The organism is Allobosea sp. FG18 (assembly GCF_057809495.1).
Genome location: NZ_JBMDKB010000012.1, coordinates 72,615 through 92,121 on the forward strand (window position 1 = coordinate 72,615; position 19,507 = coordinate 92,121).

21 protein-coding genes and 1 tRNA gene are annotated in these 19,507 nt (G+C 65.7%); 6 read left to right on the top strand and 16 right to left on the bottom strand.

Translation table 11 applies throughout. The annotated features are described in order from the left end of the window. Position 1: 1 nt before the first annotated feature. Entirely contained in the window at positions 2-490 is a 489-nt protein-coding gene (locus ACODTJ_RS14785; protein ID WP_454656894.1) for a CinA family protein, read from the top strand. A 6-nt stretch (positions 491-496) separates the two neighbouring features. Here ACODTJ_RS14785 and ACODTJ_RS14790 read toward each other — a convergent pair whose 3' ends face one another. The 14 genes from ACODTJ_RS14790 to ACODTJ_RS14855 form a co-directional block, all read right to left on the bottom strand. Beyond that, on the bottom strand, positions 497-2,608 hold the full coding sequence (locus ACODTJ_RS14790; RefSeq protein WP_454656893.1) for a fused MFS/spermidine synthase: 2,112 nt from the start codon (positions 2,606-2,608) through the stop codon (positions 497-499). Between the two features lie 42 nt (positions 2,609-2,650). Continuing rightward, the gene (locus ACODTJ_RS14795) at positions 2,651-3,127 is read right to left on the bottom strand and encodes a type II toxin-antitoxin system RatA family toxin (RefSeq protein WP_454656892.1); all 477 of its coding nucleotides are present in this window, start codon (positions 3,125-3,127) and stop codon (positions 2,651-2,653) included. Between the two features lie 15 nt (positions 3,128-3,142). Continuing rightward, the gene (gene lipA, locus ACODTJ_RS14800) at positions 3,143-4,156 is read right to left on the bottom strand and encodes a lipoyl synthase (RefSeq protein ID WP_454656891.1); all 1,014 of its coding nucleotides are present in this window, start codon (positions 4,154-4,156) and stop codon (positions 3,143-3,145) included. A gap of 100 nt (positions 4,157-4,256) precedes the next feature. Beyond that, positions 4,257-4,535: a GlsB/YeaQ/YmgE family stress response membrane protein gene (locus ACODTJ_RS14805; protein WP_454656890.1), complete on the bottom strand. Its 279-nt coding sequence runs from the start codon at positions 4,533-4,535 to the stop codon at positions 4,257-4,259. Positions 4,536-4,615: 80 nt separating this feature from the next. Continuing rightward, positions 4,616-4,954, bottom strand: a complete 339-nt coding sequence (locus ACODTJ_RS14810) for a GlsB/YeaQ/YmgE family stress response membrane protein (protein ID WP_454656889.1) — start codon at positions 4,952-4,954, stop codon at positions 4,616-4,618. A gap of 247 nt (positions 4,955-5,201) precedes the next feature. Beyond that, positions 5,202-6,641 carry a dihydrolipoyl dehydrogenase gene (lpdA, locus tag ACODTJ_RS14815; protein WP_454656888.1) on the bottom strand — a complete coding sequence of 480 codons (1,440 nt, stop codon included), beginning with the start codon at positions 6,639-6,641 and terminating at the stop codon, positions 5,202-5,204. A 30-nt stretch (positions 6,642-6,671) separates the two neighbouring features. After that, complete coding sequence (locus ACODTJ_RS14820) at positions 6,672-6,926, bottom strand: hypothetical protein (RefSeq protein WP_454656887.1); 255 nt, start codon at positions 6,924-6,926, stop codon at positions 6,672-6,674. 95 nt (positions 6,927-7,021) lie between these two features. After that, complete coding sequence (locus tag ACODTJ_RS14825) at positions 7,022-8,359, bottom strand: pyruvate dehydrogenase complex dihydrolipoamide acetyltransferase (protein WP_454656886.1); 1,338 nt, start codon at positions 8,357-8,359, stop codon at positions 7,022-7,024. A 15-nt stretch (positions 8,360-8,374) separates the two neighbouring features. Continuing rightward, the gene (locus ACODTJ_RS14830; protein WP_454656885.1) at positions 8,375-9,766 is read right to left on the bottom strand and encodes a pyruvate dehydrogenase complex E1 component subunit beta; all 1,392 of its coding nucleotides are present in this window, start codon (positions 9,764-9,766) and stop codon (positions 8,375-8,377) included. A gap of 58 nt (positions 9,767-9,824) precedes the next feature. After that, positions 9,825-10,922, bottom strand: a complete 1,098-nt coding sequence (gene pdhA, locus ACODTJ_RS14835) for a pyruvate dehydrogenase (acetyl-transferring) E1 component subunit alpha (protein WP_454656884.1) — start codon at positions 10,920-10,922, stop codon at positions 9,825-9,827. 284 nt (positions 10,923-11,206) lie between these two features. Further along, complete coding sequence (locus tag ACODTJ_RS14840; protein ID WP_454656883.1) at positions 11,207-11,485, bottom strand: FtsB family cell division protein; 279 nt, start codon at positions 11,483-11,485, stop codon at positions 11,207-11,209. A gap of 255 nt (positions 11,486-11,740) precedes the next feature. Then, entirely contained in the window at positions 11,741-12,409 is a 669-nt protein-coding gene (locus ACODTJ_RS14845) for a LexA family protein (RefSeq protein ID WP_454656882.1), read from the bottom strand. A 123-nt stretch (positions 12,410-12,532) separates the two neighbouring features. Beyond that, positions 12,533-12,607, bottom strand: a tRNA-Lys gene (locus tag ACODTJ_RS14850). Between the two features lie 88 nt (positions 12,608-12,695). Continuing rightward, positions 12,696-12,971, bottom strand: coding sequence for a hypothetical protein (locus tag ACODTJ_RS14855; RefSeq protein WP_454656881.1), 276 nt, complete (start codon positions 12,969-12,971; stop codon positions 12,696-12,698). A 263-nt stretch (positions 12,972-13,234) separates the two neighbouring features. On the opposite strand from ACODTJ_RS14855, the gene ACODTJ_RS14860 reads away from it, so the two are divergent. Further along, positions 13,235-13,402, top strand: coding sequence for a hypothetical protein (locus ACODTJ_RS14860; RefSeq protein ID WP_454656880.1), 168 nt, complete (start codon positions 13,235-13,237; stop codon positions 13,400-13,402). A 21-nt stretch (positions 13,403-13,423) separates the two neighbouring features. Here the strand turns inward: ACODTJ_RS14860 and ACODTJ_RS14865 are convergent, their stop codons facing one another. Beyond that, positions 13,424-13,627 carry a hypothetical protein gene (locus ACODTJ_RS14865; RefSeq protein WP_454656879.1) on the bottom strand — a complete coding sequence of 68 codons (204 nt, stop codon included), beginning with the start codon at positions 13,625-13,627 and terminating at the stop codon, positions 13,424-13,426. A 292-nt stretch (positions 13,628-13,919) separates the two neighbouring features. Here ACODTJ_RS14865 and ACODTJ_RS14870 point away from each other — a divergent pair, with 292 nt between their 5' ends. Next, positions 13,920-14,450, top strand: coding sequence for a PRC-barrel domain-containing protein (locus ACODTJ_RS14870; RefSeq protein ID WP_454656878.1), 531 nt, complete (start codon positions 13,920-13,922; stop codon positions 14,448-14,450). A 99-nt stretch (positions 14,451-14,549) separates the two neighbouring features. Here the strand turns inward: ACODTJ_RS14870 and ACODTJ_RS14875 are convergent, their stop codons facing one another. Further along, positions 14,550-16,079, bottom strand: coding sequence for an NAD(P)H-hydrate dehydratase (locus ACODTJ_RS14875; protein WP_454656877.1), 1,530 nt, complete (start codon positions 16,077-16,079; stop codon positions 14,550-14,552). 279 nt (positions 16,080-16,358) lie between these two features. Here ACODTJ_RS14875 and ACODTJ_RS14880 point away from each other — a divergent pair, with 279 nt between their 5' ends. From ACODTJ_RS14880 to ACODTJ_RS14890, 3 genes are all read left to right on the top strand, one after another. Beyond that, complete coding sequence (locus tag ACODTJ_RS14880; protein ID WP_265059502.1) at positions 16,359-16,697, top strand: P-II family nitrogen regulator; 339 nt, start codon at positions 16,359-16,361, stop codon at positions 16,695-16,697. A 98-nt stretch (positions 16,698-16,795) separates the two neighbouring features. Next, a complete protein-coding gene (gene glnA, locus ACODTJ_RS14885; RefSeq protein ID WP_454656876.1) occupies positions 16,796-18,205 on the top strand; it encodes a type I glutamate--ammonia ligase in 1,410 nt (469 codons plus the stop codon). A 174-nt stretch (positions 18,206-18,379) separates the two neighbouring features. Next, complete coding sequence (locus ACODTJ_RS14890; RefSeq protein ID WP_454656875.1) at positions 18,380-19,498, top strand: glycosyltransferase family 4 protein; 1,119 nt, start codon at positions 18,380-18,382, stop codon at positions 19,496-19,498. The last annotated feature ends 9 nt before the right edge of the window (positions 19,499-19,507 follow it).

Genomic DNA, 19,507 nt, shown 5'->3' on the forward strand with positions numbered 1-19,507 from the left:
CATGTTCGATGCGGAGATCACCGTGCTGGCCGAAACGGTCCTGGCAGCTTGCCGCGACCGTGGCCTCAGCGTGGCCACGGTCGAATCCTGCACGGGAGGGCTGGTCTCGGGCGCCCTGACCGCGATCGCGGGCTCCTCGGATGTCGTCAATGGCGGGCTGGTGACCTATTCCAACGGCGCCAAGACGGCGCTGGCCGGCGTGCCTGCCGCCCTGATCGAGGCTCACGGCGCCGTCAGCGAAGAGGTCGCTCGCGCGATGGCCGCGGGAGGTCGCACACGGCTTTCCGCAGACCTGGCCGTCGCCGTTACCGGCGTCGCCGGCCCCGGTGGCGGCACGGACCGCAAGCCTGTCGGCCTGGTCCATTTTGCCTGCGCCGGGCCAACCGGCACGGCCCATCGCGAAATGCGCTTCGGCCCCCTGTCGCGCGACCAGATCCGGCGGCTTTCCGTCATCATCGCGCTTGGGCTGCTGCGCGACGCCGCCGGTTGACCTCGTTCAGCGCGAGAGCTTGCGCCAGATCGCGCCGATGACGTCTGAGTAATCGTCGCGCCAGGGCCGCGTCCCGCCCCCCTGCTCCACCCGCCAACGCTCACCTGCCGCGAAGCGGAGATCGGCCTGATCGCGCACGACCATCGCGACCAGGGACAGGAACTTGTGCTGATCCGCCAGCTCCTGTGTCTGACGATACTGGCTGATCCAGGTGATAAGCCCATGCTCGCGTGCCGTCGCCGCGACCACGGGAGCCAGGTCCATGTTTCGGTTGGAGATGTGGAATAGCAGCGCACCATTGGGGGTCAGCTTCGACAGGTAGAGCCCGATCGCCTCGCGCGTCAGCAGGTGAATCGGGATCGCGTCCGAGGAGAACGCATCGACGACGATCAGGTCGAGCGAGCCGGGGGCTGCATCGGTGAGCGTCAGCCTCGCATCGCCGATCACGAACGGCGCATGCGGAGCGCACTGGCTGATGAAGGAGAAGCGCGCCGGATCGGTCGCGAGCGAAACCACGCGGGCATCGATCTCGTAGAAGCTCCAGTCTTCGCCGGGGCGGATCTGGCAGGCGAGCGAGCCCGTGCCGACGCCGACCGAGGCGACCTTGCCCAACCTTCCGCCGCGCGCACGCCGTACCGCATCGATACCGTCCGCGATGGCTCCGCCGGTGAAGTAGTAGCTCAACGGCTCGGGGCGGCTGGTGACCATGCTGCCGTCGTCATTGCGGAGGCGCTGCACCCCGTGGACGGTAGTCCCGTGCGTGAGCTTGCGGAAGCGTCCATCCTCGGTTTCGGAAACGCGGTTGATGCCGAAGAAGGAGCGGATCGAATCGGTGCGCTGCCAGTCGCTGATCACAAGGAAAATCATCACGCTTGCGGTCGCCGAGACGAGGTAGAGCTTCACGGCGCCCTTCGCGCGACCCGCGATGACTTCAGGACGGCAAAGCAATCCCGCCATCACCAGAATCGGGTACTCGATGACCGCATTGAACAGCATCGGCGCCAGCAGGCCGCAGAACAGCCCGCCAAGCACGCCACCGAACGACATCCACAGATAGAATTCGGTGAGGCGCGAAGCATCGGGGCGCCGCTTCACGAGCTCGCCATGCGCCACCATGGCCGTTACGAAGAACAGCCCAAGATGCAGCGCCAGCGAGAGGCCCCAGCCGACCCACGACTTGAACGGAAAGGCAGCAAGTACGCCGAGCATCAGGACGATCTGCAGGCGCAGCATCCAGCGATGCGGCAGGATCGGCCGGCGCTGGAAGACAATGACGAAAGTCAGGAGGAACAGCGCCAGAGGCACCACCCAGAGCAGCGGCACGGCGGCGACGTCGGTGGAAACATGCGCGGTAACCGCGACCAGCAACCCCGACGGCACGAAGGCGAGTGCGACCCAGCCGAAGCGCTGCGCATGGGTGACGGGCACGGCCGGCGCGGCAGCGGCCGGCGTGGAAGCATCCATCCGGCCCGTACCGATGGCGAGCCCGGCACAACCGGCAATCCCGGCAAGCAGAAGCGCGAAGCTCCAGGTCCAGGCGCTGGCCTGCATGGCGAGCGGCAACAACGGCTCGACGACGAAGGGATAGGCGATCAGAGCCAGGAAACTGCCGATGTTCGATGCAGCGTAAAGGAAATAGGGGTCGGCGGCGTGGCTATGACCCGACCGGGCGAACCAGGCCTGAAGCAGGGGGCCATTGGCGGAGACGGCGAAGAAGGGCAAGCCGACCGAGGCCGCGAACAGGCCGATCAGCCAAGTGACCTCCCCCTCCTGCGGCGGCCTTTCGAAGCCGGCAGCGATATGGATCGGCAGGCTGATCGCCAGGACTGTCATCATCAGCGCCAGATGGATCAGCGCCGCGCGGCGCAGGGAAAGGCGGCTGACGAGCAGATGCGCGTAGCCATAGCCCGCGAGCAGCACGGCCTGGAAGAACACCATGGCGACCGACCAGACGCCCGGCGAGCCGCCGAGCTTCGGCAGCACCATCTTGGCGAACATCGGCTGGATGCCGAACAGCAGGAAGGCCGAGACGAAGATCGTCGCGATATAGACGGGAAGCGTCGCGGCCACGCGGCGGGCGTGAAGGCGATCGACCGTCTGCGCTGCGGATGCATCCATGGGCATGTCCTCGGCTGATGGCCGAACCATGCCACGCGGGGCTTAAGACCCCGTCACTGCCGTAGGGGCATTCCGCCCGTAGACCAGTTCGGCGCGCTTCTCGAAGGCTTCCGCGAATTTGCGGAAGGCCTTGTCGAACATCGCGCCCATCAGCAGGCCGAGCATCCGGCTGGCGAATTCGTAGGAGATGAAGAACCCGATCTCGCAGCCCGCCTCGTGCGGCTTGAAGGTCCAGCGGTTCTCGAGATAGCGGAACGGCCCGTCGACATATTCGACGAGGATCTTGAGATTGTCCGGATCGAGCGTGACGCGGCTGGTGAAGGTCTCGCGGATCGCCTTGTAGCCCACGGTCATGTCGGCCAGCAGCACCTCGCCGCCGCCCTCGCGCGGCGTGCGCCGGCGCACGGTGAGCCCTTCGCAGAGCGGCAGGAACTGCGGATATGTCTCGACATCCGCCACGAGCGCGAACATCTGCTCGGGCGAGTGCTTCACCCGGCGGCTGCTGTTGAACATCGGCATCGAGAACGTGCCTTCTCAGCCGCGGCTGTTATGGCCGATACCGATCTGGGCATCGCGCGCGGCACGCAACTTGGCGAAATCCTCGCCGGCATGATGCGAGGACCGGGTCAGCGGCGTCGAGGACACCATCAGGAAGCCCTTGGCATAGGCGATGGTCTCGAAGCTCTTGAACTCGTCCGGCGTGACGAAGCGGATCACGGCGTGGTGCTTGCGCGAAGGCGCGAGATACTGGCCGATCGTCATGAAATCGACCTCGGCCGAGCGCAGGTCGTCCATCAACTGGAGCACCTCGTTCCGCTCCTCTCCCAGGCCGACCATGATGCCGGACTTGGTGAAGATGGTCGGATCGAGCTCCTTCACCCGCTGCAGCAGACGCAGCGAATGGAAATAGCGCGCGCCCGGCCGCACCTTCAGGTACTTGCCCGGCACGGTCTCGAGATTGTGGTTGAAGACGTCGGGCTTGGCCGCCACGACCACTTCGAGCGCGCCCGGCTTGCGCAGGAAGTCGGGCGTCAGAATCTCGATGGTCGTGCTGGGCGAAGCCTTGCGGATCGCGCGAATGACCTGGGCGAAATGCTCGGCGCCGCCGTCCTTGAGATCGTCGCGGTCGACCGAGGTGATCACGACATGTTCGAGCCCGAGCTTGGTGACGGCCTCGGCGATCTTGCGCGGCTCTTCGAGATCGAGCGGCTGCGGCACACCGGTCTTCACGTTGCAGAAGGCGCAGGCCCGCGTGCAGGTGTCGCCCATGATCATGAAGGTGGCGTGCTTCTTTTCCCAGCACTCGCCGATATTGGGGCAGCCGGCCTCCTCGCAGACCGTGACCAGCTTCTCGGCCTTCACGATCGCCTTGGTCTCGGCCCATTTCGGCGAGCCCGGCGCCTTGACCCGAATCCAGTCCGGCTTGCGCAGGACCGGGTTCTCCGGCCGCTTCTGCTTCTCGGGGTGGCGGACTTCCGTGGCTTGCGCCTTCGGATTGCCGGCATTGGGCCGCGGATCGCGGTTCAGCAGGTCGAGAACAAGCGCCATAACAGGGTCCGGGCTTCAACAGCAGGAGCCGGCCAAGCCGGCTCCCTCTAGCTAATCCCCAAAGCGCTCTGCCGCAACCACCGGCCTGGGCAACAGTGCTTCACCTGCGACCGCGGGCCGCGTTCCAGATCACGATGACGATGATCGCGCCGGCCACCGCAGCAGTGAGTGTCCGCCAGAAGCCGAACACCGGAATGTCCATGAGTTCCGCGACCTTGGCGCCGACAAAGGAGCCAGCGACGCCGACCAGCATATTGGTGAAGAGGCCGTGATCGGACGAGGTCAGGCGCTCGGCGATCCAGCCGGCGAGGACGCCGATCAGCAGCGTCATGAAGAAGCCATAGCCCGGCTGGGCCATGGTGGCGGCAAAGCTTTCCATCGCGGATATCCCCCTAGCCATGCGTGGATGCGCGCCTACCAACGACTTGGGGCGCCGCCGGTTCCGCTCGCGATGCTATCTCAGGCGATGAAGCGCGCCAGCAGGATGACGAGGATGGCGCCGATGACCGCCATGCCGGCATCGTCGAGGAAGCTATAGCCCGTGTTGAGGCGCCAGCCGGTCAGGCGCACGATGCCCTGCCCGACCAGCATGCCGAGCACGCCGACGACGGCATGGCGGATCAAGCCGCCGCCTCCGACGACCAAGCTGGCCGCAAAGCCCGTAAACGTGCCGAAGGCCACGGTCGGCACGATGACGCTCCAGTCGAGCGGCAATGTCCGGCGCGGCGGCAGGATCTCGATCTCCTCGTCGCGGACGACGCGATCGGGCTTGGCGGATTTGCGGGTGCGTGGCGGCATCGGCGCAATATGGAGCGCGGATGGGCGGTCGCCAAGCGTCAGCGCTAGAGACAGGGCGTCATTTTCGGGCGGCGTAGTTTGTCATTCCGGGGCTTCGCGGAGCGAAGAACCCGGAACCCACGACGGGGTGAGCCGGCTGTAGCAAGGCACAAGATGTCCGACCCAATCGTGGGTTCCGGGTTCGCGCCTGCGGCGCGCCCCGGAATGACAGTCGTGAGGCTTCGAGCCGGCACCTGCAGGCGAAGCCTCAGGCGTTCAGGACCTTGCCGTAGGCGTCGAGCACGCTTTCCTTCATCACCTCCGACAGGGTCGGATGCGGGAAGATCGTGTGCATCAGTTCTTCCTCGGTCGTCTCCAGGTTCATGGCAACGACGAAGCCCTGGATCAGCTCGGTCACTTCCGGGCCGACGAGATGGGCGCCGAGCAGCTTGCCGGTCTTGGCGTCGAAGATCGTCTTGGCCAGGCCGCTATCCTCGCCGAGCGCCACGGCCTTGCCGTTGGCGACGAAGTTGAAGCGGCCGACCTTGATCTCGTGGCCGGCGGCCTTGGCCTTCGCCTCGGTCAGGCCGACGCTGGCGATCTGCGGGTGGCAATAGGTGCAGCCCGGGATCATCAGCTTGTCCATCGGATGCGGATGCAGGCCCTTGATCGCCTCGACGCAGATCACCGCCTCATGCTCGGCCTTGTGGGCCAGCATCGGCGGGCCGGCGACGTCGCCGATCGCATAGACGCCCTTGACGTTGGTCCGGCAGAGATCGTCGATGACGATGCAGCCGCGATCGGTCTTCACACCGAGGGCCTCGAGCCCGAGATTCTCGATATTGCCGACGACGCCGACGGCCGAGATCATCCGATCCGCGGTGATCGTCTGCTTGCCGCCCTTCTCGTCCTCGATATGAGCGGTGACGGAATCTGCGCCCTTTTCGACCTTCGTCACCTTGGCGCTGGTGATGATCTTCATGCCCTGCTTCTCGAAGGCCTTGCGGGCGAAGGCGCCGATCTCGGCATCCTCGACCGGCACGACCTGCGGCAGCACCTCGACGACGGTCACCTCGACGCCCATCGTCCGGTAGAACGAGGCGAATTCGATGCCGATGGCGCCGGAGCCCATCACGAGCAGCGATTTCGGCATCTTCGCCGGCACCATCGACTCGAAATAGGTCCAGATCAGCTTGCCGTCCGGCTCGATGCCAAGCAGCGCACGCGGCCGGGCGCCGGTCGCGACGATGATGTGATCGGCGGTATAAGTGCCCTCGCCCTTGGCATTCTTCGGCGGCGGCGTCTGCGGCTGCATGGCCGGCTTCTTGGTCGGCGCGACCGTGATCGTGCCGGGCTTGGTGAGCTTCGCCTCGCCCCAGATCACGTCGACCTTGTTCTTCTTCATCAGGAACTGGACGCCGTTGTTCATCCGCGCGGCGATGCCGCGCGAGCGCTTCACGATCGCCTCCAGATCGGCCTTGAACGAGCCTTCCAGGACCAGCCCGTAATCCTTGGCGTGCTGGCCGTAATGCAGGATCTCAGCCGAGCGCAGCAGCGCCTTGGTCGGGATGCAGCCCCAGTTCGAGCAGATGCCGGCAAGATGCTCGCGCTCGACGATCGCGGTCTTGAAGCCGAGCTGCGCCGCCCGAATGGCAGCGATATAGCCGCCGGGGCCGGATCCGATGACGATGATGTCGTAGTCAGCCATGAAGACCACCTCGTGAACAAACTATGCGGCCTAGCGGCCTGCCGGCTTGATTGATCTTGCGACGAATTCCAGAGCAGCCTCGGCCAGTGCCGCCTGGTCGACGGGCCGCTGCGTCGGGACCGCGACCCACTCCTTCATGATCCGTCCCGGCGTTCCAAAGGAGCGCCCCGCTCCGGAAGCAACGAGGCCTTCGACATGATCACGCGGCAGTTTGAGAACCAGCGCGCCATCATGCTCGAAAGCGAACACCTTGCCTGAAACAGCAAGGCCAGCGGCGTTCAGCATGGATTTCGGCTCGATGCCCCGTCCGGGACCGAGCATGGAAGCCAAGGCCTCCATGCCGGCTGTCAGAGAACGTGGCGCCCGCCGGGCAGCCATCGTCAAACCAGCATCGCCATGGGCTTTTCGATATAGCCCTTGAACGCTGCGAGAAGCTCGGCGCCGAGCGCGCCGTCGACGGCGCGGTGGTCGGTCGAGAGCGTCACCGACATCACCGTCGCGACAGCCGGCTGGCCGCCCTTGACGATGACGCGCTGCTCGCCGGCGCCGACCGCCAGGATCGTCGCATGCGGCGGATTGACGATCGCCGCGAAGTCCTTGACCCCGAACATGCCGAGATTGGAGACCGCCGTCGTGCCGCCCTGATACTCCTCGGGCTTCAACTTGCGAGCCTTGGCGCGGGCCGCCATGTCCTTCATCTCGTTGGAGATCTGCGACAGGCTCTTGTGGCAGGCATCGCGGATGATCGGCGTGATCAGACCACCGGGGATCGAGACGGCGACGCCGACATCGGCATGCTTGTGCTTGAGCATGGTGTTGTCGGTCCAGGACACGTTCGCGTCCGGCACGGCCCGGAGCGCCAGCGCGAGCGCCTTGATCACCATGTCGTTGACCGAGAGCTTGTAGGCCGGCTTGCCATCCTTCTCCGGCGCGGCGGCATTGAGCTCCCCGCGCAGCTTGAGCAGCGCGTCGAGCTCGCAATCCACGGTGACGTAGAAATGCGGAACCGTCTGCTTGGCCTCGGTCAGGCGGCGCGCGATCGTCTTGCGCATGCCGTCATGCGGGACCTCCTCGTAGGAGCCCGGCTCGAACAGCTTCTTGACCTGCTCGTCCGAGGGACCGCTCGCGAGCGGTGCAGCCGCAGGCTTGGCGGCCGGAGCCCCGGCCGCAGCCGCAGCCGGAGCCGCCTTGGCGCCACCGCCGGCCTTGGCAGCCTCGACATCCTTCTCGACGATGCGGCCATGCGGGCCGGAGCCCTTGATCGCATTGAGGTCGAGCCCGGCGTCCTTGGCGATGCGGCGGGCGAGCGGCGAGGCGAACGAACGGCTGCCGCCGGCAGAGGCCGGAGCCGCCGCGGGAGCGGCCGCAGCCGGTGCGGGAGCCGCAGCGGCGGCCGGCGCTTCAGCCTTGGGAGCCTCGGCCTTGGCGGGCGCAGCACCACCAGCCGCCGGGGCGGAGATGCTCTTAGCATCCTCGCCCTCGCCGGCGATCACGCCGATCACCTCGTTGACCGCGACATCGGCCGTGCCTTCCGGCACCACGATCTTGGCGAGCACGCCCTCGTCGACCGCCTCGACCTCCATCGTGGCCTTGTCGGTCTCGATCTCGGCGATGATGTCGCCGGACTTGATGGTGTCGCCTTCCTTCTTCAGCCACTTGGCGAGATTGCCCTTCTCCATCGTCGGAGAGAGCGCGGGCATCAGGATGTTCGTCGGCATCGGTCAGCCCCCCACTCAGCGATAGCAGACGGCCTTGGCCGCCGCGATGACCTCGCCGACATTCGGCAAAGCGAGCTTCTCGAGATTGGCCGCGTAGGGCATCGGCACGTCCTTGCCGGTGACGCGGGCGACGGGAGCGTCGAGGTAATCGAAGGCCGCCTCCATGATCTTCATGCCGATCTCGGCGGTGACGCCGGACTGCGGGAAGCCTTCCTCGACCGCGACGCAGCGATTGGTCTTCTGCACCGAGGCGATGACGGTCTCGATATCCATCGGGCGGATCGTCCTGAGGTCGATGACCTCGGCCTCGATGCCCTCCTTGGCCAGCGCCTCGGCGGCGCCGAGCGCATAGGTCATGCCGATGCCGAAGGAGACGATCGTCACGTCCGTGCCCGGGCGCACCACCTTCGCCTTGCCGATCGGGATCAGGAAGTCATCGCCCTTCGGCACGTCGAAGGACTTGCCGTACATGATCTCGTTTTCGAGGAAGATCACCGGGTTGGGATCGCGGATCGCGCTCTTCAGCAGGCCCTTCGCGTCGGAGGCACTGTAGGGCATCACCACCTTGAGGCCCGGCACGTTCGAGTACCACGCCGCGTAGTCATGGCTGTGCTGGGCGCCGACGCGGGCGGCCGCGCCGTTGGGGCCGCGGAACACGATCGGCGCACCCATCTGGCCGCCGGACATGTAGAGCGTCTTGGCAGCCGAGTTGATGATGTGGTCGATCGCCTGCATGGCGAAGTTGAAGGTCATGAACTCGACGATCGGCTTCAGGCCGGAGAGCGCCGCGCCGACGCCGATGCCCGCGAAGCCGTGCTCCGTGATCGGCGTGTCGATCACGCGCTTGGGTCCGAATTCCTGCAGCAACCCTTGGGTGACCTTGTAGGCGCCCTGATACTCCGCAACCTCCTCGCCCATGACGAAGACGTCCTTGTCGCGGCGCATCTCCTCGGCCATCGCGTCGCGCAGCGCTTCGCGGACCGTGGTGCTGACGAGCTCGGCGCCGGCCGGGAATTCCGACGAGGAATCGTAGGATTTCGCCTGGGCGGGAACGCTGGCGGCCGGGGCGGCGGCGGGAGCCGCTTCCGCAGCAGGAGCCGGCGCGGCCTTGGCTTCAGGAGCAGCGGCCTTGCCAGCACCGCTGGCCGCGGCCGAGACATCCTCGCCCTCGGCGGCGATCACGCCGATAGGCGTGTTCACGGCGACGTTCTCGGTGCCGTCGGCGACGAGGATCTTGGCGAGCACGCCCTCGTCGACCGCCTCGACCTCCATGGTCGCCTTGTCGGTCTCGATCTCGGCGATGATATCGCCGGCCTTGACCTGATCGCCCTCTTTCTTCAGCCACTTGGCCAGTTTTCCTTCCTCCATGGTGGGAGAAAGCGCAGGCATGAGAATGTCGATCGGCATGAACGCACCCGGATTCTAAGACGCGGGGAAAGGATGAAGGCCGGCAGACGCGGAGCGATCAGCTCCGCGGGGCTTCCAGCAGGATGTCGGTGTAGAGTTCCGACGGATCCGGCTCGGGATCATGGGTCGCGAACTCGGCGGCATCGTTGACGATCTCGCGCACCTTGGCGTCGATCGCCTTGAGCTCGTCCTCGCCGACCTTGAAGTCGCGAACGAGGCGGGCGCGGACCTGCTCGATCGGATCGTGCTCCTCGCGCATGCGCTGGACCTCGTCCTTGGAGCGGTACTTCGCCGGGTCGGACATCGAATGCCCGCGATAGCGATAGGTCTGCATCTCCAGGATATACGGGCCCTTGCCGGAGCGGGCATGCTCGATCGCGCGAAGGCCGGCCTCGCGCACCGCGCGGACATCCATGCCGTCGACCTGCTCGCCCGGGATGCCGAAGGAAACGCCGCGGCGGGAGAAATCGGTCTGCGCCGAAGCGCGGTTCACCGAGGTGCCCATCGCATAGCGGTTGTTCTCGATGACGAACACGACCGGCAGCTTCCAGAGCTCGGCCATGTTGAAGCTCTCGTAGACCTGGCCCTGGTTGGCCGCGCCATCGCCGAAATAGGTCATCGAGACCGTGTTGTCGCCGCGATACCAGTCGGCGAAGGCGAGGCCGGTGCCGAGCGATACCTGCCCGCCGACGATGCCGTGACCGCCGTAGAAATTCTTCTCGCGGCTGAACATGTGCATCGAGCCGCCCTTGCCGCGCGAATAGCCGCCGCGCCGGCCGGTCAGCTCCGCCATCACGCCGCGCGATTCCATGCCGCAGGCCAGCATATGGCCGTGGTCGCGATAGCCGGTGATGACCTGATCGCCATCCTTGGATGCCATCTGCATGCCGATGACGACGGCTTCCTGGCCGATATAGAGATGGCAGAAGCCGCCGATCAGGCCCATGCCGTACATCTGGCCGGCCTTCTCCTCGAAGCGCCGGATCAGCAGCATCTCGCGATAGGCATGGAGGTCTTCGTCCTTGGTGAAGGTCGCGGTGTTGCTGAGAGCTCCTTCGACCTTGCCGGCGCCTTCCTTGCCCGCGCGGGCCTTTGCCGGCTTTGCAGCGGCTTTGGGTTGAGCGGGAGCTTTCGACTTACGCGCAGCAACAGCCATAGGCGGTCCTCCAAGGTCATCCGACTATTGTTGTAGAGGATCGGAAAAACCTTGGCGAGCACGCTATCTCGCAATGCAACATGACATAACCCATTGAAAAACAAGGAGCAAGACACTTTAACTGGAATTAAGTTAATCGATACGTCCGAGACTAAAGCGTAGCGCTTTTTGGAACGTGCGGGCCGAAAGACGGAACCCGCCTTTCGGGCAGGATCGAGACCGGAGCGACGCACTGAACCGTCACGCGAGCCTTAATCCCCGCGCGGGCGTCCGGCTATCGCCGCTCAGCGCCCCATGATGACGACGTCGTTTTTATGGGTCCGGCCGAGGATCGCGCGGGCGTTCTCTTCGAGGAGGTCGCGGTCGACGGCCTCGCTGCGCACCAGGGCGAGCTTCTGCTCCCAGGATTTGCGCTCGGCCGTCAGGGTGGCGAGTTCACCCTCCATGTCGCGCAGCGACTCCCGGATAGCGCCGCGCGCTTCGAGGCCGCGCGCACCGTGCTGAGCATGGAACATGAAATAGGCCACGGCCGCCCCCGACACGAGATAGAGGGCCAGTGTCACGAAGATGGACCGGAGACCGCGGCGAATAACCATGCCGAAAACGCTAGGGCGGTTTGGTTTCCGGCAGGTTAACGCACCCGATCGAACCGATCGGTCGTCGCCACAAGATCACGCATGCCGGTTGATTTCGCTGGTGAGCGGGGTGGGGATCGAACCCACGACCACATGATTAAAAGTTTTGATCGCCTTAAGATATTTCAAATACTTAGATGACACCCCCATGCGACGATGGGGCGAGATCAGGTGTTTGTCGCATCATTCCCGGCGAACTTCGGCTTTTCGCCTAAGCCGCACCGATGAAACCACGACCCCGAGAATAAGGGTGTTGTCGTGGTCAACGACCATCGGCTTGTGCAGACCGGGATCTGAGGAGGCGGCGACAAGGTAATAGGGCTCCTCGAAAATCCTGAAGACCAGTTCGGTCTTCTGTGGTGCCCAGCGGTACAAGCGCGCGAACACGATATCACCCGAAGATGCGACCGAACGAGCGTCAACAACGAGTATATCGCCAGGATGGTAGCCGACGTTCACAAGCGCGGATGTGGAGATTTCCCAGAGAGATAGGTCAGCATTGTTCGCAAGTGCTTGGGAAAAATACGCACCCATAAGACTAAGGGGATCGAGCTTGCATGGCCTGGCCTCTGACAGCCTCCCTGATGGAGGCGGGCTAAAGGTTGCGCGCTGATCGCTAAGCTGCTCTACGCAACTTGTTACAGCTGCCACCGTGCGAGCCGATAGCAGGCCACCGTGCATCTTGCCGTTCTTGATGAAGCGAAGCAGCGTCGACGGCGTCAGGCCAGAGCGCTCAGCAAGCTGCGACCAGCTTAGGCCGGTTCTGCTCCTGGCATCCTCAAGCCATAGACGCTGCTGTTCTCGAACAGCGATATTGATTTCTGATTTGGTAGCAGACTTCTCGACCGTCATCGTTCATCCCAGAATCGTGACGGGCTGATCATGCGACGTACGACGTGCGACGTGCGACGGGAAAAATCGAGACCCCTCGCTCAGCTTGATTTGAAATTATATCAGCAAAATCAGCTTCTTATATGGTGAGCGGGGTGGGGATCGAACCCACGACCACATGATTAAAAGTCACGTGCTCTACCACTGAGCTACCCGCCCTCACCGGGCCGCTGAATACGGAGCGGAGCGGCGGCGGTCAACACGTTCCGTGTAGATTGGTCGTGACCGGCTCTCTTCCTCACATCTTTCACCCGAGCCGTCGGGTCACGCCACCGCCCTTGTGCCCGTGGCCCGGGCGGATCGCCGGTGCGGGCATCAGGTAAGCGCCGCCGGCGCCGCCAAGCGCGGGCCAGCCGGGATCGGCATAGGCGTTCAGCTCCCAGCAGCGCAGACGCTGGCGCTCCGCATCGGTCGTGGCATCCGAACAGGCCGAGACCTGCGAGCGCTGCCAGAAGGCGGATGCCGGCCCGCCGGCCGCAGCCATCGCCGCCGCCAGGCAGGCCGGAAACAGAAAACCTCGCATCGCCTGCCCTCTCGGCACCTTGCATCCTGATGGGGAGCGCTCATCATGCCCGCCCCGCCCTTGCCGAAGGCTTAAGTCGACATTTCCTCTCCGCTCCCCAGAGACACACGACATGACGGCACGCGGTCGTGCAACGACCTGCAGCGTGAGGAACCGATTCGCGAGGCCCGGCGTTCGGCTCGACGCCGGATTGGCTCTAACGTCTCGAGAGGGCGGCGTGCCGGCCGGTCCATGCCCCCTCTCCACAGAGGAGATTGTTCCCCGTGAAGCTGCCCATCGTGATCCACACCGAGGAAGACTACGATCGCGCGCAGCAGCGCGCGAAAGAGCTGAACGCAATGCCGGACGGCACGGACAAGGAGCGTGAATTGCAGGCGCTGGCCGAAGCCATGCTCGCCTTCGAATTGCGGCGCGACGACGCCGACGACTGATGCGAAGGCTCGGCCCCGGCTTCAGGAATCATTGCTCGCATTGAGCTCTTCGGGGCGCAGGCCCTCATCCGGCTCCGCGGAACGCTCCGGGCTGGCCGCCCATATGGCCAGAATCTCCGCGATGACATCGGCGCGCGAACGCCCTTGTCGATGGAGCTCGATATGACGGTCGAGCACGGCCAGCGTGCGCTCGTCGACCGAAAGCGTGACAGGGACTGCCGACATCAGAGCACCTCGTAAAACCGAGGGCGGAACAGCGCCCGCGGCGGCGGCGTTTCCATGGATGCGGCATTGGAGCACAGCTCCACTCGGCTAGCAAATATCCGACAAGGCAAAGATCAATCTGCCGGGACGATGGGTCATGCCATTCGCTTGAGCGGACACCCCAAATAAATCGCCCGATAGTCGGAATTAACGGATCTCCAATCTGAACAAATTCGCCTCAGAACTGTTGTCGATGCGAGCCGCTTTAAGCGGAAACACTCTGGAGGAAGATATGATCAGGCATCATCACTTCATGTTGTCCACCGTTGGCGTCGCAATGCTCGCCACGGCTGCCATGGCCCAGACCAGCGCACCGACGCCGCCCTCCGCGGCGCCCTCCGCGCCGACCGCGACGCAGGCGACCGCCAGCCCAGCGGCCGAGACCAATCTGGCCGGCAAGGGCAAGTGGCGCACCAGCAAGCTGATCGGCGTCGACATCTACGGGCCTGACGACAATAAGGTCGGCGACGTCACAGAGGTGATCGTCGACAAGACCGGCAAGGTCGAGATGGTCACGATCGGCGTCGGCGGCTTCCTCGGCATCGGCTCGAAGGACGTCGCGGTTCCGTTCGATCAGGTGAACTGGAGCGACCAGCCGATCGCGCCACCGGCTCCGGCGCCCGCTCCGTCCGGCAGCGCCGGCAGCACGGGTGGCGGCATGGCCTCCCCGCCGCCGGCCGCGGCGGCCCCGAAGGCGCCGGCCATGTATCCGGATCACGGCAAGATCACGATGACCAAGGACCAGCTCAAGTCCGCGCCGAGCGTGACTTACGCGGGCACCTGACGGCCCATCGCCGTGGCGTGACTGCCCCGTCGAGCAGGCCCGCTCCGCGAAAGCGGGGCGGGCTCTTCTGTCTGCCTGGGGCTCTCCCGCTGGCAGACATCAGGCCGCGAGGATGGTCCGCAGCAGCGACGGGATCGCCTCCGGCAGATCGTCGGCGATCAGCCCCATTCCCAGCCGCTCACCGGCGAGGCCATGCAGCCAGACAGCCGCGCAGCTCGCCTCGAACGCGGGCATGCCCTGAGCCAGGAGGCCGGCGATCAGCCCGGCCAGCACGTCGCCGGACCCCGCCGTCGCCAGCGCAGCCGATCCGGTCTCGTTGATCGCGGCGCGCCCGTCCGGGGCGGCGATGACCGTATCGGCCCCCTTGTAGACGATGACGCCCCCCGACAGCGCCGCGGCCTTTCGGGCCCGCTCGAGCTTCGAGGGCTCCGAGGCAATGGCCGGCGCCTTGCCGAACAGGCGCTGGAATTCGCCTTCATGCGGCGTCAGCACAGTCTCGCCGCCGCGATCGCGGAGAAGGACCGCGCCGCCATCGCAAAAGCCGGCAAGCGCCGTCAGGGCATCGGCATCGAACACGGCAGGCCTGTCGCTCCCGATCACGGCGCGCACCAGATCCTCCGCCCGTCGGTCGAGACCGAGAGCCGGCCCGGCCAGGATGGCCGACACCCGTCGATCCCGGAGGAACGCCTCCAGCGCCCCGCGATCGGCCACCGCTCGCTGCATCAGCGCATCCGGTCCGCGCGCCGCATGGACCGGCAGGGCCTCCGGCTCGCACAGAACGGTTGCCAGCCCGGCCCCGATCCGCAGCGCCGCGCGCGCGCTCAGCCGCGGCGCTCCGACGCCCGCGACGCCGCCCGCCAGCACCGCGACGGCACCGCGCCGAAATTTATGCGTCTCGGCCGCATGCTCCGGCCAGGCACGACGCCAGAGCGCGAGGTCGTTGCGGAAAGCCGTCGAACCGACGGCTTCAAGCGCCGCCCGGGCGGGGATGCCGATATCGGCGACCGTCACCGGGCCGCAGAGCGACCGCCCCGGCTGGAGCAGATGCCCCGGCTTCAACCGGAAGAAGGTGACGGTCTCGCTCGCCTTGACGGCGATGCCGTCCGCCCTGCCGGTATCGCCGGACACGCCGCTCGGTATGTCGACGGCGATGACCGGACGCCCAGCATTGTTGAGAAACGCCGCCGCGTCGGCGAAGGCCCCGGATAACGGACGCGTCAGGCCAGCCCCGAACATGGCATCGACCAGGACATCGCACTGCGCATCGCCGAGCGCGCCCGGCGGCTCGACCGGAGCGTCCCAGCGCGCCAACGCGGTCGCGGCATCGCCCTTGAAGCCATCCGCAGCACCTGGCAGGACGACGCGAACCGTCAGCCCCCGCTCGCGCAGGAGGCGCGCCGCGACAAGGCCATCGCCGCCATTATTGCCAGGCCCGCAGAGCAGCGTGACGGAGCCTCCCGCCCCTGCTCGCCCGAGCACGGCATCCGCCACCGCGCGGCCCGCGCGCTCCATGAGCACGATGCCGGGCGTGCCGGCCGCGATCGCGACGCGATCGGCCGCCGCCATCTGCTGCGTGGTCAGCAGGGCGAGTTCCGCCTTGCCCGTCATGCCGGCGCTCTTGTCGTCCATGCCGCATCTTCGGGCGGCGCCCGGCAGGCCGCAAGTTGCGACGGAATGCCGCTTATGATCAACAGATGCGCATATGCTCATTTTTTGTGCTGTTTATTGCCTTTTCGTCGGGCGCCTTCGCGGGCGCTGCCGCATGGCGGGGCGTCGGCGCCAATGCTATGAGCAGAAGCAGGGTTGCAGGCGTCCGAGGCAGCGGGGCTCTTTCCCGCGCCCAAGGGTGCCATCAGTTACAGTCCGGCCCCGGCCGGAGCTCGAGACGCAAGGGAGGCCGGTCGGCGCATGAAGAAGATCGAAGCGATCATCAAGCCCTTCAAGCTGGACGAGGTGAAGGAGGCTCTCCAGGAGGTCGGGCTGCAGGGCATCACGGTGCTGGAAGCCAAGGGCTTCGGCCGCCAGAAAGGCCATACCGAGCTCTATCGCGGCGCCGAATACGTCGTCGACTTCCTGCCGAAGGTGAAGATCGAGATCGTGCTCGCCGACGACATGCTGGATCGCGCCATCGAGGCCATCATGAAGGCCGCCCAGACCGGCCGGATCGGAGATGGCAAGATTTTTGTATCGACCATCGAGGGGGTGATCCGCATCCGCACCGGCGAGACCGGCGCGGACGCGATCTGAGGACTTCTCCCTCCTCATCGAATAACGAGCCGCAGGCCGGATTGGAGCCGGGTGCGGCAGCGTGAATGTGAACATGGCTGGCAAGAGGAATTGCTGAAATGAAAAGCGCCAAGGATGTCCTCAAGGCGATCAAGGACAACGACGTCAAATACGTCGACTTCCGCTTCACCGACCCGCGCGGCAAGTGGCAGCACTGGACCTTCGACGTCAGCATCATCGACGAGGACATCTTCGCCGAGGGCACGATGTTCGACGGCTCGTCGATCGCCGGCTGGAAGGCGATCAACGAGTCCGACATGCTGCTGATGCCGGATCCGACGACCGCCGTGATGGACCCGTTCTTCTCGGCCGCGACCATGGTCATCAACTGCGACGTGCTCGAGCCCGCCACCGGCGAGCCCTATAGCCGCGACCCGCGCGGCATCGCCAAGAAGGCCGAGGCCTATCTCAAGTCGACCGGCATCGGCGACACCGTCTATGTCGGCCCCGAGGCCGAGTTCTTCATCTTCGACGACGTCAAGATCGCGGCCGACCCGTACAACACGGGCTTCAAGCTCGACGCCGCCGAACTGCCGACCAACGGCATGACCGATTACGAGGGCGGCAATCTCGGCCACCGCATCGCCACCAAGGGCGGCTACTTCCCGGTTCCGCCGCAGGATATGGCGCAGGACATGCGCGGCGAGATGCTCGCGGCCATGGCCTCGATGGGTGTCGCCGTCGAGAAGCACCACCACGAGGTCGCCTCGGCCCAGCACGAGCTCGGCATGAAGTTCGACACGCTGGTGAAGACCGCCGACCAGCTGCAGACCTACAAGTACTGCATCCACAACGTCGCCCAGAGCTACGGCAAGACCGCGACCTTCATGCCGAAGCCGGTCTATGGCGACAACGGCTCGGGCATGCACGTCCACCAGTCGATCTGGAAGAACGGCAAGCCGCTCTTCGCCGGCAACAAGTATGCCGACCTGTCGCAGGAGTGCCTCTGGTACATCGGCGGCATCATCAAGCATGCCAAGTCGCTGAACGCCTTCACCAATCCCTCGACCAACTCCTACAAGCGCCTCGTCCCGGGCTATGAGGCCCCGGTGCTGCTCGCCTATTCGGCGCGCAACCGCTCGGCCTCCTGCCGTATTCCGTGGACGACCTCGCCGAAGGCCAAGCGCGTCGAGGTCCGCTTCCCCGATCCGATGGCGAACCCCTATCTCGCCTTCTCGGCCCTGATGATGGCCGGCCTCGACGGCATCGTGAACAAGATCGATCCCGGCCCGGCGATGGACAAGGACCTCTACGACCTGCCGCCGCGCGAGCTGAAGAAGATCCCGACCGTCTGCGGCTCGCTGCGCGAGGCGCTGGAAGCGCTCAAGAAGGACAACGCCTACCTCAAGGCCGGCGGCGTCTTCTCCGACGACTTCATCGAGAGCTATATCGAACTCAAGATGCAGGATGTGGCGCGTTTCGAGATGACGCCGCACCCGGTCGAGTTCGCGATGTACTACTCCTACTGAGGGATTTCCGGCCGGTCGCGCAGGCACCGGCCGACACCCCCAAGACGATCAAGGCCGGGGCGGCGACGCCCCGGCTTTTTCATTGGGCGCGGGGCCCGTGGCGCTGGGTAACCTCGCCTTCATGCGTGATCGGGCAGGTTCGGCGGAGAACGACTGGATGACGGTGCCCCGAACTTGCAGACCCAGGATGTGCAGACGATCTCGATCAACGGGCGGTTTCTCGGCCAGCCGCTGACCGGCGTGCAGCGCTTTGCGCTGGAACTGACCAGGGCGCTCGACCAGCGGATCGGCGCAGGCGCGCTTCCCGATCGGCTGAAGAATGCGCGCTGGCGCCTGCTCGCGCCCATGGACGTCCCCCAGACCCATGAGTTCCGGCATATCGCGCTGAAGCGCTTCGGGCCGTTCTCCGGCCATCTCTGGGAACAGACCGCGCTCGCGCGCCGGGCGGCGGGAGACATCCTCGTCGGCTTCGGCGGCAGCGGCCCCCTGCTCCACCGCCGCCAGCTCGTCGTCATCCATGACGTCACCATCTTCCGGCATCCGGAAGCCTTCAGCCGGGCCTATCGCGCTACCCATAAGGCGCTCGGCTTCGGGCTGACGCGCACCGCGCGCATCGCCACCGTCTCACGGTTCTCGCGCGGCGAGCTGGGCACGATCTTCCGGGTCCGGCCGGACAAGATCGCGGTGATCTACAACGCTACCGACCATTTCTCCGGGCTCATCCCGGACGAAACCGTCCTGCGGCGCCTCGGGCTCGACGGCACTAACTTCTTCTTCATGCTGGGCACCCTGAAGCCCAACAAGAATGTCGATTTCGCCATCCGCGCCTTCGATGCCCTCGGCGACCGCGGCTGGAAGCTCGTCATCGCGGGCGCGCTCGACAGGAGCGGCGTGTTCAAGGCCGACGCGCCGGCAAGCGCCGAGAACCTGATATTCACCGGACGCCTGAGCGATGCCGAGATCATCGCGCTCGAACGCCGCGCCCGCGCCTTCGTCTTTCCGAGCCTCTACGAGGGCTTCGGCATCCCGCCGCTCGAAGCGATGACGCAGGGCTGCCCGGTCCTGGCGGCGGATATCCCGGCGGTCCGCGAGGCCTGCGGCGAGGCGGCGCTCTATTTCGATCCGCGCAATCGGGCGAGCCTCGAAGATGCCATGCGCGGGATCATGGACGCCGGCGGCGATGCGCCCGGACTGGCCGAGAAGGCGCGGACCAATCTCGCCCGCTTTTCATGGGACAAGAGCGCCGGGGCGCTGCTGTCGACCCTGTCGGAGATGGCGGCACCGCAGCCCTGACCGCGCCCG